The organism is Hyphomicrobium sp. (assembly GCF_035548195.1).
Taxonomy (GTDB): domain Bacteria; phylum Pseudomonadota; class Alphaproteobacteria; order Rhizobiales; family Hyphomicrobiaceae; genus Hyphomicrobium_B.
The window spans coordinates 96,236-108,882 of record NZ_DASZTY010000025.1; the positions used below are offsets into that span (position 1 = coordinate 96,236).

20 protein-coding genes and 1 pseudogene are annotated in these 12,647 nt (G+C 60.0%); all 21 read left to right on the forward strand.

Features of this window, described 5'->3' with window-relative positions:
• The first annotated feature begins 6 nt into the window (after positions 1-6).
• Positions 7-2,097 carry an elongation factor G gene (gene fusA / locus VHB22_RS09985; protein WP_325456826.1) on the forward strand — a complete coding sequence of 697 codons (2,091 nt, stop codon included), beginning with the start codon at positions 7-9 and terminating at the stop codon, positions 2,095-2,097.
• A gap of 63 nt (positions 2,098-2,160) precedes the next feature.
• The gene (tuf, locus tag VHB22_RS09990) at positions 2,161-3,369 is read left to right on the forward strand and encodes an elongation factor Tu (protein WP_325456827.1); all 1,209 of its coding nucleotides are present in this window, start codon (positions 2,161-2,163) and stop codon (positions 3,367-3,369) included.
• A gap of 56 nt (positions 3,370-3,425) precedes the next feature.
• On the forward strand, positions 3,426-3,734 hold the full coding sequence (rpsJ, locus tag VHB22_RS09995) for a 30S ribosomal protein S10 (protein ID WP_013215045.1): 309 nt from the start codon (positions 3,426-3,428) through the stop codon (positions 3,732-3,734).
• 62 nt (positions 3,735-3,796) lie between these two features.
• Positions 3,797-4,498, forward strand: a complete 702-nt coding sequence (rplC, locus tag VHB22_RS10000) for a 50S ribosomal protein L3 (protein ID WP_325456828.1) — start codon at positions 3,797-3,799, stop codon at positions 4,496-4,498.
• A complete protein-coding gene (rplD, locus tag VHB22_RS10005; protein ID WP_325456829.1) occupies positions 4,498-5,118 on the forward strand; it encodes a 50S ribosomal protein L4 in 621 nt (206 codons plus the stop codon). The genes rplC and rplD overlap by 1 nt, the downstream gene beginning before the upstream one ends.
• Positions 5,115-5,408: a 50S ribosomal protein L23 gene (locus VHB22_RS10010; protein ID WP_325456830.1), complete on the forward strand. Its 294-nt coding sequence runs from the start codon at positions 5,115-5,117 to the stop codon at positions 5,406-5,408. The genes rplD and VHB22_RS10010 overlap by 4 nt, the downstream gene beginning before the upstream one ends.
• Before the next feature lie 12 nt (positions 5,409-5,420).
• The gene (rplB, locus tag VHB22_RS10015; RefSeq protein WP_325456831.1) at positions 5,421-6,245 is read left to right on the forward strand and encodes a 50S ribosomal protein L2; all 825 of its coding nucleotides are present in this window, start codon (positions 5,421-5,423) and stop codon (positions 6,243-6,245) included.
• Positions 6,246-6,268: 23 nt separating this feature from the next.
• Positions 6,269-6,547: a 30S ribosomal protein S19 gene (rpsS, locus tag VHB22_RS10020; protein WP_325456832.1), complete on the forward strand. Its 279-nt coding sequence runs from the start codon at positions 6,269-6,271 to the stop codon at positions 6,545-6,547.
• A pseudogene (rplV, locus tag VHB22_RS10025) lies at positions 6,547-6,927 on the forward strand (50S ribosomal protein L22); the annotation flags it as partial. The gene rpsS and the pseudogene rplV, both read left to right, overlap by 1 nt.
• A gap of 106 nt (positions 6,928-7,033) precedes the next feature.
• Positions 7,034-7,858, forward strand: coding sequence for a 30S ribosomal protein S3 (gene rpsC, locus VHB22_RS10030; RefSeq protein WP_325456834.1), 825 nt, complete (start codon positions 7,034-7,036; stop codon positions 7,856-7,858).
• A 21-nt stretch (positions 7,859-7,879) separates the two neighbouring features.
• Positions 7,880-8,290, forward strand: coding sequence for a 50S ribosomal protein L16 (rplP, locus tag VHB22_RS10035; protein ID WP_325456835.1), 411 nt, complete (start codon positions 7,880-7,882; stop codon positions 8,288-8,290).
• Positions 8,291-8,306: 16 nt separating this feature from the next.
• Positions 8,307-8,513 (forward strand): 50S ribosomal protein L29, encoded by a 207-nt coding sequence (gene rpmC / locus VHB22_RS10040; RefSeq protein WP_325456836.1) that lies wholly within the window; start codon positions 8,307-8,309, stop codon positions 8,511-8,513.
• 13 nt (positions 8,514-8,526) lie between these two features.
• Positions 8,527-8,757, forward strand: coding sequence for a 30S ribosomal protein S17 (rpsQ, locus tag VHB22_RS10045; RefSeq protein WP_325456837.1), 231 nt, complete (start codon positions 8,527-8,529; stop codon positions 8,755-8,757).
• A gap of 143 nt (positions 8,758-8,900) precedes the next feature.
• Entirely contained in the window at positions 8,901-9,269 is a 369-nt protein-coding gene (gene rplN, locus VHB22_RS10050) for a 50S ribosomal protein L14 (RefSeq protein WP_013215056.1), read from the forward strand.
• Positions 9,269-9,595, forward strand: a complete 327-nt coding sequence (gene rplX / locus VHB22_RS10055; RefSeq protein ID WP_325456838.1) for a 50S ribosomal protein L24 — start codon at positions 9,269-9,271, stop codon at positions 9,593-9,595. Before rplN ends, rplX begins: the two co-directional genes overlap by 1 nt.
• A 3-nt stretch (positions 9,596-9,598) precedes the next feature.
• A complete protein-coding gene (gene rplE / locus VHB22_RS10060; protein ID WP_325456839.1) occupies positions 9,599-10,279 on the forward strand; it encodes a 50S ribosomal protein L5 in 681 nt (226 codons plus the stop codon).
• Between the two features lie 44 nt (positions 10,280-10,323).
• On the forward strand, positions 10,324-10,629 hold the full coding sequence (gene rpsN, locus VHB22_RS10065) for a 30S ribosomal protein S14 (protein WP_325456840.1): 306 nt from the start codon (positions 10,324-10,326) through the stop codon (positions 10,627-10,629).
• A 12-nt stretch (positions 10,630-10,641) separates the two neighbouring features.
• Positions 10,642-11,040, forward strand: coding sequence for a 30S ribosomal protein S8 (gene rpsH / locus VHB22_RS10070; protein WP_325456841.1), 399 nt, complete (start codon positions 10,642-10,644; stop codon positions 11,038-11,040).
• Between the two features lie 48 nt (positions 11,041-11,088).
• Complete coding sequence (rplF, locus tag VHB22_RS10075; RefSeq protein WP_325456842.1) at positions 11,089-11,631, forward strand: 50S ribosomal protein L6; 543 nt, start codon at positions 11,089-11,091, stop codon at positions 11,629-11,631.
• Positions 11,632-11,642: 11 nt separating this feature from the next.
• Positions 11,643-12,005, forward strand: coding sequence for a 50S ribosomal protein L18 (rplR, locus tag VHB22_RS10080; protein WP_325456843.1), 363 nt, complete (start codon positions 11,643-11,645; stop codon positions 12,003-12,005).
• Between the two features lie 22 nt (positions 12,006-12,027).
• A complete protein-coding gene (rpsE, locus tag VHB22_RS10085; protein ID WP_325456844.1) occupies positions 12,028-12,603 on the forward strand; it encodes a 30S ribosomal protein S5 in 576 nt (191 codons plus the stop codon).
• Positions 12,604-12,647 lie beyond the last annotated feature (44 nt).

Genomic DNA, 12,647 nt, shown 5'->3' on the forward strand with positions numbered 1-12,647 from the left:
CAGACAATGGCCCGACAGTACCCCATCGAGGACTACCGCAACTTCGGCATCATGGCTCACATCGATGCCGGCAAGACAACGACGACCGAGCGGATCCTCTACTACACCGGCAAGTCCTACAAGATCGGCGAAGTCCATGACGGCGCCGCGACGATGGACTTTATGGATCAGGAGGCTGAGCGCGGCATCACGATCACCTCGGCTGCAACCACCTGCTTCTGGACGGGCCGTGACGGCAAGAAGCGCCGTCTGAATATCATCGACACGCCAGGCCACGTCGATTTCACGATTGAGGTCGAGCGCTCGCTACGCGTTCTCGATGGTGCCGTGTGCGTCCTCGATTCCAACCAAGGTGTCGAGCCGCAGACGGAAACGGTTTGGCGCCAGGGTGACAAGTACAACGTTCCGCGCATCATCTTCGCCAACAAGATGGATAAGACCGGCGCCGACTTCTACATGTGCGTCGAGGACATCAAGACGAAGCTCGGCGCGCGTCCCGTTCCGATGCAAATTCCAATCGGCGCGGAGTCGAATTTCCAGGGCGTCGTCGATCTGATCACGATGAAGGCCATCACCTGGGATGGTGACGGCAAGGATGCCAAGATGGTCGAGGGCGAGATCCCGGCCGATCTCGTAGATAAGGCAAACGAATATCGTGCGGCCATGATCGAAGCTGCCGTCGAAATGGACGACGCCGCTCTCGAGGCCTTTCTTGAGGGCAAGGAGCCTGACGCCGACACGCTGCGCAAGCTGATCCGTAAGGCGACGGTCAAGGGCGCGTTCTATCCGATGTACTGCGGCTCTGCGTTCAAGAACAAAGGTGTTCAGCCGCTTCTCGATGCCGTCATCGATTTTCTGCCGTCGCCGGTCGATCGTGAAGCCTATAAGGGTATCGATCCGAAGACTGGTGCCGATCTGCCTCGCAAGCCGTCGGACAACGAGCCGTTGGCAATGATCGCCTTCAAGATCATGAGCTTTGAGCACGTCGGATCGATTACGTTCTGCCGCATTTATTCCGGCAAACTCGAACAGGGCATGGCGCTCGCGAACACGACGCGCGACAAGAAAGAACGCGCCGGCCGCATGTATCTGATGCATGCCGCGGACCGCGAGGAAATCAAGGAAGCCTTTGCCGGTGACATCGTTGCGCTTCAGGGCCTCAAGGATACGCGTACCGGCGAGACCCTTTGCGATCCGCAGAAGCCCGTCATTCTCGAAAAGATGGAGTTCCCCGATCCCGTCATCGAGATGAAGATCGAGCCAAAGACCAAGGCCGATCAGGAAAAGATGGCGATCGCTCTGAATACGATGTCGCTCGAAGATCCGTCTTTCCGCGTTTCGGTTCATCCTGAATCGGGTGAGACGATCCTTAAGGGCATGGGCGAGCTGCATCTCGACATCAAGGTCGATATCCTGAAGCGAACCTACGGCGTCGAGGCGATGACGGGGGCTCCGCAGGTTGCTTATCGCGAGACGCTCGCTCGCGCCGCCGATGTCGATTACACACATAAGAAGCAGACGGGCGGCACCGGTCAGTTCGCGCGCGTCAAGCTCAAACTCGAGCCGAACGAAATCGGTAAAGGCAACGAGTTCACGACCTCCATCGTCGGCGGTTCGATTCCGAAGGAATACATTCCGGGCGTCGAGAAGGGTGTCAAATCGGTTTGGGACAACGGCATCCTGATCGGCTTCCCGATGGTCGACATGAAGGTCAACCTTTATGACGGCGCATTCCACGAAGTGGACTCGTCTGCGATTGCATTCGAAATCGCAACCCGCGCTGCGATGAAGGAAGGTTGTGAGAAGGCCGGCGTCAAAATTCTCGAGCCGGTGATGGACGTCGAAGTGGTGTCGCCGGGCGAGTTCGTCGGCGGTATCATCGGTGACATCAACTCGCGTCGCGGCCAGATCCGCACGCAGGAGATGCGTGGCAATGCGACGGTTATTCGCGCGTTTGTCCCGCTCGCGAACATGTTCGGCTACATCAACACGCTGCGCTCGATGTCGACGGGTCGTGCGCAGTACACGATGCAGTTCGCGCATTACGCGGACGTTCCGCGCAATGTCGCCGACGAGGTCAAAGCAAAGTACGCCTGAGGAAGTTGAAGAGATCTCCGGTGAGAGCCGGGGCCGAGTAAAGAAGACTGAGGAGAGCCAACGATGGCCAAAGCAAAATTCGAGCGGAACAAGCCGCACTGCAACGTCGGCACGATCGGACACGTCGACCACGGTAAAACGACGCTGACCGCAGCGTTGACGAAGGTTTCGGCCGACCGCGGGTGGACCTCGCAGGCGATCAACTATGACGAAGTCGCAAAGGCTTCCGAAAGCCAGGGCCGTCGCGACCCGACGAAGATCCTGACGATCGCCACCTCGCACGTTGAGTACGCGACGCCGAACCGTCACTACGCGCACGTCGACTGCCCAGGCCACGCCGACTACGTCAAGAACATGATCACCGGCGCCGCGCAGATGGACGGCGCGATCCTCGTCGTCTCGGCTGTCGACGGTCCGATGCCGCAGACGCGTGAGCACATCCTGCTCGCCCGCCAGGTCGGCGTTCCGAAGATCGTCGTCTTCTTGAATAAGTGCGACATCGTCGAGGACCAGGAGCTTCTCGATCTCGTCGAAATGGAAGTTCGTGAGCTTCTTTCTAAGTACAACTTCCCGGGCGACGATACGCCGGTTATCCGCGGCGCCGCCGTCAAAGCCCTAAATGGTGAGAAGGGTCCGCTCGCCGACGAAGCGATCATCAAGCTTTATGAAGCCATGGACAGCTACATTCCGATCCCGGAGCGTCCGAAGGATCAGCCGTTCCTGATGCCGATCGAAGACGTGTTCTCGATCTCGGGCCGTGGCACGGTCGTTACCGGCCGTATCGAGCGCGGCGTCATCAAGGTCGGCGACGAAGTCGAAATCGTCGGTATCCGCGACACGCAGAAGTCGGTTGTCACGGGCGTCGAAATGTTCCGCAAACTGCTCGATTCGGGCGAGGCCGGCGACAACGTTGGCTGCCTCCTGCGCGGCATCGACAAGGAAGCTGTCGAGCGTGGCCAGGTCCTTTGCAAGCCGGGCTCGGTGAAGCCGCACAAGAAGTTCGCCGCCGAGGCTTACATCCTCAACAAGGAAGAAGGTGGCCGTCATACGCCGTTCTTCACGAACTATCGTCCGCAGTTCTACTTCCGCACAACCGACGTTACGGGCACCGTTAAGCTCGCCGAAGGTACGGAAATGGTCATGCCGGGCGACAACGTCTCCGTGACTGTCGAGCTCGTCTCGCCGATCGCCATGGAAGAGAAGGTGCGCTTCGCAATTCGCGAAGGCGGCCGCACCGTCGGCGCCGGCGTCGTCACGAAGATCATCGAGTAGGGGGTTTTCCTTCTCCCCGTCGCAACCGTGGCGGGGAGGGGAAAATGGAGCAAACAATGCACGGCCAAAACATCCGCATCCGGCTCAAGGCGTTCGATCATCGCATTCTCGATGCATCGACCCGCGAGATCGTGAACACGGCTAAGCGTACCGGTGCTGAAGTTCGTGGTCCTATACCGCTGCCGACGCGCATCGAGCGCTTTACGGTCAACCGTTCGCCGCACATCGACAAAAAGAGCCGCGAGCAGTTTGAAATGCGCACGCACAAACGGCTCCTCGATATCGTCGACCCTACTCCGCAGACCGTCGACGCATTGATGAAGCTCGATCTTGCCGCCGGTGTCGACGTCGAGATTAAACTCTAAACCAAGTTTCTTGGGCCCTCTGGCGGTAACGCGAATGGCCCCAACGATAGGAAGGAATGCACATGCGTTCCGGGGTAATTGCACAGAAGGTGGGCATGACCCGCATCTTCACAGATGCAGGCGAGCATGTTCCTGTGACCGTGCTGAGACTTGAGAATCTGCAGGTTCTCTCGCATCGCACGGTTGAGAAGAACGGTTACACTGCGATCCAGGTTGGCGGCGGCACGCGTAAGCCGTCGCGGCTGACGAAAGCGGATCGCGGTACGTTCGCGAAGGCTGAAGTCGAACCGAAGCGGAAGATTGCAGAGTTTCGTGTCAGTCCTGAGAACCTTATTGAAGTCGGTGCCGAAATCACGGCCGACCACTTCGTTCCCGGTCAGTTCGTCGATGTCACCGGCACGACGCAGGGTAAGGGCTTCCAGGGCGCGATGAAGCGCTGGAACTTTGGCGGTCTTCGCGCCACGCACGGCGTTTCCGTCACGCACCGCGCGCATGGTTCGACTGGTCAGCGCCAGGACCCCGGGAAGGTGTTCAAGGGCAAGAAGATGGCCGGTCACTTGGGCGATGAGCGCGTCACGACGCAAAACCTCGTCGTCGCCAAGATCGACAAAGACCGTGGATTGGTCATGGTGCGCGGCGCCGTGCCTGGTTCGAAGGGCGGTTGGGTCATCGTTCGCGATGCGGTGAAGAAGGCGGCTCCGGCCGATCTGCCGAAGCCTGGCGCATTCAAGGCGCGCGGCGAAGCAAAGAAGGAAGGTGCGTGATGAAAGCTGAAGTCACGAACCTCGATGCCGGCAAAGCTGGCGATATCGATCTCTCCGATGAGATTTTTGGGCTCGAAGTCCGTAACGATCTGATTCACCGCATGGTGCGCTATCAGACCCTGAAGCGGATGGCGGGAACGCATCACGCTCAGGATCGGTCGGAAGTCGCGGTCACCGGCAAGAAGATGTACAAGCAGAAGGGCACCGGCGGTGCTCGTCACGGCGACAAGTCGGCGCCGCAGTTTCGCGGCGGCGGCAAGGCGTTCGGTCCGAAGCCGCGTTCGCATGCCATCGATATGCCGAAGAAAGTCCGCGCTCTTGCGCTTCGTCACGCTCTGTCGTCGAAGGCCAAGGCTGGCGAGATCGTTGTCATCGACAAGGCGACCTCGTCCGAAGGCAAGACCGGCGCTCTCAAGGCTCAGTTCGCGAAGTTGTCGCTCGATAACGCTTTGATCATCGACGGCGCTGAACTTGAACCGACCTTTGCGCGGGCGGCTCGGAATATTCCTAACATCGACGTGCTCCCGGTTCAGGGCATCAACGTCTACGACATTCTTCGTCGTAAGAAGCTGGTATTGACCCGGGCGGCGATCGAAGCGCTGGAGGCTCGGTTCAAATGACGAAACGTTCCGCTTACGACGTCATCGTCGCGCCTGTTATTACCGAAAAAGCGACGCTCGCTTCCGAAGCCAATCAGGTAATCTTCAAGGTCAAGCCTGACGCGACGAAGACCGAGATCAAGAACGCCATCGAGGCGCTGTTCAAGGTTAAGGTCAAGGCTGTCAACACGATTGTCCGCAAGGGCAAGCAGAAGGCGTTCCGCGGCGTCAAGGCCGTGCTGAGCGATACGAAGAGAGCCGTCGTGACGCTCGAGAACGGGCATTCGATCGACGTGACGACAGGGCTCTAAGGGAAAAGTATCATGGCGCTCAAGACATACAACCCGACGTCGCCCGGACGCCGTCACCTTATCCAGGTCGATAAGTCGACGCTGTGGAAGGGCAAGCCCGTCAAGATGCTCGTCGAGGGCAAGGCGAAGACGGGCGGACGCAACAGCGACGGCCGCATCACGTCGCGCCACATCGGCGGTGGCGCAAAGCGCGCGTATCGCAGGATCGACTTCCGCCGCCGCAAGTTCGATGTACCGGCAAATGTCGAGCGTCTCGAATACGATCCGAACCGGACCGCATTCATCGCGCTCATCAAATATCAGGACGGCACGCAGGCTTATATCCTGGCGCCGCAGCGGCTCGCAGTTGGCGATACGGTCGTGTCGGGCTCGAAGGTCGACGTAAAGCCGGGCAATGCTATGCCGTTGTCGTCGATGCCGATCGGAACGATTGTGCACAACGTCGAAATGAAACCGGAGAAGGGTGGCCAGATTGCGCGCTCCGCCGGCTCTTTCGTGCAGCTTGTCGGGCGTGACTCGGGTTACGCCGTTCTGAAGCTCAACTCGGGTGAGACGCGCAAGGTTCCGGCTGAATGCATGGCGACGGTCGGTGCGGTGTCGAACCCCGATCATATGAATACTGTCGTCGGCAAGGCGGGTCGTACCCGCTGGCAGGGTCGTCGTCCGACGGTTCGCTCTATCATGATGAACCCGGTCGATCACCCGAACGGTGGTCGTACGAAGGGCGGCAAGCACTGGGCAACGCCGTGGGGCAAGCCGACGAAGGGCTTCAAGACGCGCAAGAACAAGACGACCACGAAATACATCGTACGCTCGCGCCAGAAGGCGAAGAAGTAGCGGCGAATTGAAGGAGATCGACTTTGACACGTTCAGTTTGGAAAGGTCCGTTCGTTGACGGCTACCTCCTCAAGAAGGCGGAGAAGTCGCGTTCATCCGGCCGCAACGAAGTGATCAAGATCTGGAGCCGGCGCTCCACGATCCTGCCTCAGTTCGTCGGACTGACCTTCGGCGTGCACAACGGCCAGAAGCATATTCCCGTCTCCGTGACGGAAGACATGATCGGCCATAAATTCGGGGAATTCGCACCCACCCGCATTTTCCACGGGCACGGCGGCGACAAAAAAGCGGTGAAGAGATAATGGGCAAGCCGAGCCATGAGAGGCGCCTCGCCGATACAGAGGCCCAGGCAGTTGCAAAGTCGCTGCGTATCTCGCCGCAGAAGCTGAACCTTGTCGCTGGATTGATCCGCGGCAAGAAGGTCGAGACGGCGTTGGCCGAGCTTGAGTTCAGCGAGAAGCGTATCGCGGGCGATGTGCGCAAGTGCGTGATGAGCGCAGTGGCTAACGCCGAGAACAACCATTCGCTCGACGTCAACGATCTGATCGTTGCCGAGGCTTATGTCGGCAAGAACCTGGTTATGAAACGCTTCCACGCTCGCGGTCGCGGCCGCGGTGCGCCGGTGATGAAGCCGTTCTCGCAGCTGACGGTTGTTGTCCGTCAAGTCGAGGAAGAGAAGGCCGAGAAGAAGAAGGCTAAGGCAGCGAAGAAATCCGCCTCTAAGCCCGCCGACGGCAAGGCCGCGCCGGCCAAGAAGGCGACAGCGAAGTCCAAGGAGGCCAAGTAATATGGGTCAGAAAGTCAATCCCGTCGGCCTTCGCGTTGGCATCAATCGTACGTGGGACAGCCGCTGGTTCGCTGCACGTGGTGAATACGGCAAGTTGCTGCACGAGGATCGCGCCATCCGCTCGCACATCATGAAGGAGCAGCGCGAGGCCGGCATTTCGAAGGTCGTAATCGAGCGCCCGCACAAAAAGTGCCGCGTTACAGTCCAGACGGCGCGCCCCGGAATTCTGATTGGCAAGAAGGGCGAGAAGATCGAGCGCCTGCGTGCCGACCTTGCAAAGCTGACGAGCTCGGAAGTTCATCTGAACATCCTGGAAATTCGCAAGCCCGAGATCGATGCAACGCTGATCGCCGAAGGCATCGCGCAGCAGCTCGAACGCCGCGTCGCTTTCCGCCGCGCGATGAAGCGCGCTGTGCAGTCGGCTCTGCGTCTCGGTGCCATCGGTATTCGTATCAACGTCGCCGGGCGTTTGGGCGGCGCCGAAATCGCCCGCACGGAATGGTATCGCGAAGGCCGCGTGCCGCTGCACACGCTTCGCGCCGATATCGACTTCGGCTACGGCGTCGCGCGCACAGCCTATGGCATCATCGGCATCAAGGTCTGGGTTTTTAAAGGCGAGATCATCGAGCACGATCCGATGGCGGCCGACAAGAAGCTCGCCGAGATGCAGGAAAGCGGTGCGCCGCGCCCGCGTCGCGACGATGGCGATCGTCCGGATCGTGGCAATCGTCGTCCAGGACGCGGCGGTCGCGGTGGACGCGGCGGTGGTGGTGGCGGTGCTGCTCCGGCGGCGTCGGAAACCGAACCATCGACGCCGGAAGCGTAAGGACCCGAGAGGCACGAGATTATGCTGCAACCGAAACGGACGAAGTTCCGCAAACAGTTCAAGGGTCGCATTCACGGCGCTGCCAAAAGCGGCACGACGCTCGCTTATGGCGAAGTCGGGCTGAAGGCGATGGAGCCGGAGCGCTTGTCGGCGCGCCAGATCGAAGCCGCGCGCCGCGCCATCGCCCGTCATACCAAGCGTGCGGGCCGCATGTGGCTTCGCATTTTTCCGGATGTGCCGGTCTCGAAGAAACCGGCTGAAGTCCGAATGGGCTCTGGCAAGGGCTCGCCGGAGCTTTGGGTCGCGCGCGTCAAGCCGGGCCGCATCATTTTCGAGCTTGGCGGCTTGAACCCTCAGGTCGCCAAGGAGGCATTGATCCTTGGCGCTGCCAAGCTGCCGATCAAATGCCGTGTCGTCACGCGAATTGAATAGGAGTTGAGGAATAGCCATGGCTAGCGACTTCAAGCACATGTCGCTCGATCAGCTCGACGACCAGCTGGCGAAGCTCAAGAAAGAGCAGTTCAATCTGCGCTTTCAGCGGGCATCCGGCCAACTTGAGAACACGTCGCGCATCCGGCTCGTTCGCCGCGATATCGCACGGATCAAAACCGAGGCGAGCGCCAAGCGCGCTGGCAGCGTCAAAAAAGGCGCGTGAGGGAGAATAGATTATGCCGAAGCGCGTTTTGCAGGGTGTCGTGGTGTCCGACAAGAACGATAAGACGATCGTCGTTCAGGTCGAGCGCCGTTATACGCATCCTTTGCTGAAGAAGACGGTGCGTCGTACGAAAAAGTATCACGCGCATGACGAACAGAATTCGTTCAAGGTTGGCGACCAGGTTTCGATCCAAGAGACCCGGCCGATCTCCAAGAACAAACGTTGGATCGCGGTAACCCAGTGAGGCGCAAGCCTCGCTCTCACGCGATCTGATACGAGAGCCGCTTTTGAAGCCGTTGGAGCGTTGGGAAATTTCCCAAGACCCCGCGAGCCCAAAGGCAAACAAGTATAGGCTTCCGACGAAGCCGAAAGAGAAGGAACGACGCGATGATCCAGATGGAGAGCAATCTCGACGTCGCCGACAACTCGGGCGCGCGCCGTGTCCAGTGCATCAAGGTGCTGGGCGGCTCGAAACGCAAGTACGCCACAGTCGGCGATACCATCGTGGTCTCGGTAAAGGAAGCGATCCCCAAGGGCCGCGTCAAGAAGGGCCAGGTGATGAAGGCGGTCATCGTTCGCGTCGCGAAAGGCATTCGCCGCGCCGACGGTTCGCTGATCCGCTTCGACCGCAACGCCGCCGTGTTGATCAACGCCAATGGCGAGCCGGTCGGTACGCGCATTTTCGGACCCGTGACGCGTGAGCTTCGCGCAAAGAACCATATGAAGATTGTCTCGCTCGCTCCGGAGGTTCTCTGATGTCCGCGTTTAAGATCAAAAAGGGCGACAACGTCATCGTCCTGGCGGGACGTGACAAGGGCAAGCGCGGCGAGGTCATCGAGGTGCGCCCGAAAGAGCAGCGTGCTCTCGTGCGCGGCGTCAACATGGTGCGGCGTCACCAACGCCAGACGGCAAGCCAGGAAGGCGGCATCATTTCGAAGGAAGGGCCGATCGCCCTGTCGAATATCGCCATCGAAGATCCGAAGGACGGCAAGCCGACCCGTGTCGGTTTCCAGATCCTCAAGGACGGCAAGAAAATTCGCATTGCAAAGCGCTCGGGCGAGCAGATCCCGGAGAAGAACTAGGCCATGGCTGACAAAGAGAAACCGGCGAAAGCTGCAAAGCCGCAAGGAGCGGCTGCTCAGAGCGGCGCGAAGAAGGCTAAGTCCGAAAAGAAGGCTGCGCCATCCGAACCGCGCGCGCCAGCAAGCCCGCGCCCGAAGGATTACAAGCCACGTCTCAAATCGCATTACGAGAAGGTCGTCCGCGACGCTCTCAAGGAGAAGTTCGGCTACAAGAACGTGATGCAGATCCCGAGGATCGAAAAGATCGTCCTCAACATGGGCGTCGGTGAAGCGGTCAACGATCGCAAGAAGGTCGATACCGCCGCCTCCGATCTCGCGATGATCTCTGGTCAGAAGCCGGTCATAACGCGCGCACGGAAGGCCATCGCCACCTACAAGGTGCGTGAGGGCATGGCGATCGGCGCCAAGGTGACGTTGCGTGGCGACCGCATGTACGAATTCCTCGACCGTTTCGTCACGATCGCGCTACCGCGCGTGAAGGACTTCCGGGGCCTCAACCCCAAGAGCTTTGACGGCCGCGGCAACTTTGCGACCGGTCTCAAGGAACACCTCGTGTTTCCCGAGATCGATTACGACAAGGTCGACAATGTACTGGGTCTCGACGTGATCGTTTGCACGTCGGCCAAAACTGATGACGAAGCCCGCGAATTGCTCAAAGGCTTCAATTTCCCGTTCCGCAGCTAGAGGACCTCGGCGACAGAAGCCGAAAGGCCTTTGGAGGAGAAGAAATGGCAAAGACCAGTTCGATCGAAAAGAACAATCGCCGGCGCAGGATGGCGCTGGCACAGGCTCCGAAGCGGAAGCGCTTGAAGGAGCTTGCCAAAGACAAGACGAAGACGCCGGAAGAGCGTTTCGCGGCGCGCCTGAAGCTCGCCGAGATGCCCCGCAACGGCTCGAAGGTCCGTGTTCGCAATCGTTGTGAAATCACCGGCCGCCCGCGCGGCAACTACCGCAAGCTCAAGATGTGCCGCAACCAGCTCCGCGAGCTGGCGAGCCAGGGGCGTATCCCGGGCATGGTCAAGTCGAGCTGGTAAGAGGAAGCATCAATGTCCGTAAATGATCCAATCGGCGATATGCTCACTCGCATCCGGAACGCCCAGATGCGCCGCCGGCCGAAGGTCTCAACCCCAGCGTCAAACCTTCGCGCGCGCGTCCTCGACGTGCTCGCCGAAGAAGGCTACATCCGTGGCTACAGCCGCGTCGAGCTTAAGGGTGAGATGCCCCAGTTCGAGATCGAGCTGAAGTATTACAACGGTCAGCCGGCGATCCGCGAGATCGAGCGCATTTCGAAGCCCGGCCGCCGGGTGTATTCGGCCGTCAAGCAGATCCCGACGGTCGCTAATGGCTTAGGTGTCGCGATTCTTTCGACTCCCAAGGGTGTCATGTCGGATTCGAGGGCGCGCGAAGCCAACGTCGGCGGCGAAGTCATCTGCAGCATCTTCTAAGGCTCGGGCCGGTCATCCGGCCGAACGGAAACAAGGTTTTGAGAAGTCATGTCGCGCATCGGTAAAAAGCCCGTCCCCGTTCCGTCCAATGTGACGGCGACGATCAGCGGCCAGACGGTGAAGATGAAGGGACCTAAGGGCGAACTCGCCTTTACGGTTCCGGATGCCTTGAAGGTCCAGCGCACCGACGAGGGTATCGACATTTCGTTGATCGAGGATACCAAGCCTGCCCGTTCGAAGTGGGGCATGTCGCGTACGCAGGTGGCGAACCTCATCAAAGGCGTGACCGACGGTTACCACGAGGATCTCGAAATCCATGGCGTCGGCTTCAAGGCTTCGATGAAGGGCAAGGATACCTTGACCCTGTCGGTCGGCTACAGCCACGACGTCGTGCTGAAGATCCCGGCCGGCGTCGACGTCAAGGTCGGTGGCGCCAAGCAGGAGCTTGTGTCAGTCTCCGGCATCGACAAACAGGCGGTTGGACAGGTCGCTTCGGTGATCCGAGCTTCCCGTAAGCCGGAGCCCTATCAGGGCAAGGGCGTCCGCTATAAGGGCGAATACATCTTCCGCAAGGAAGGCAAGAAGAAGTAGGAACGGCAACGATGGCCAACACCAACGAGAAAACCAAGAACCGCCAGGCGCGCGTTCGCCGTTCTCTGAAAAAGAGCGCGAATGGCCGGCCCAGACTTTCCGTGCATCGTTCATCGGCGAACATCTATGCGCAGGTGATCGACGATACCAAAGGCGTGACGCTTGCAGCGGCCTCGACCCTTGAGAAAGACATCAAGGGCTCCGGCAAAACGGGCGCCGACAAGGCTGCGGCTGCTGCTGTCGGCAAGCTCGTCGCCGAACGCGCCGTCAAGGCCGGAGTCAGCGAGGTCGTGTTCGACCGCGGAGGCTTCCTTTATCATGGGCGCGTGAAAGCGCTCGCCGATGCCGCCCGCGAAGGCGGATTGAAGTTCTAAGAGACCCGAGAGGAACGAGATCGTGGCACGTGGACCCCAGAGAGACCGTGGCAGAGACCGCGAGGAACGCGACAGCGAGTTCACCGACAAGCTGGTGCACATCAATCGCGTTGCCAAGGTCGTCAAGGGCGGTAAGCGCTTCGGCTTTGCCGCGCTCGTCGTCGTCGGCGATTTGAAGGGCCGCGTCGGTTACGGCCATGGCAAGGCGCGCGAAGTGCCGGAAGCCATCCGTAAGGCGACCGAGGGCGCCAAGCGCAACCTGCTCCGCGTGCCCTTGCGCGATGCGCGCACGCTGCACCACGACAGTGTTGGCCGTCACGGATCGGGCAAGGTCGTTCTTCGTGCTGCGCCGGCGGGTACGGGCATCATCGCCGGCGGTGCGATGCGCGCCGTCTTCGAGATGGTGGGCGTCCATGACGTTGTCGCCAAATCGATGGGTTCAACGAACCCCTATAACGTCGTTCGCGCGACCTTTGACGCTTTGAAGGCGCAGGAGAATCCGCGCGCGGTTGCGGCGCGGCGCAATAAGAAGGTTTCAGACATTGTTTCGCGTCGCCGCGACGGCTCGGCTGCGGCCGAAGCCAGCGCCGACGCGTAAGATGATGAGCGGAGTGGCCAAAGCGCCGCTTCACAAATGGGCTT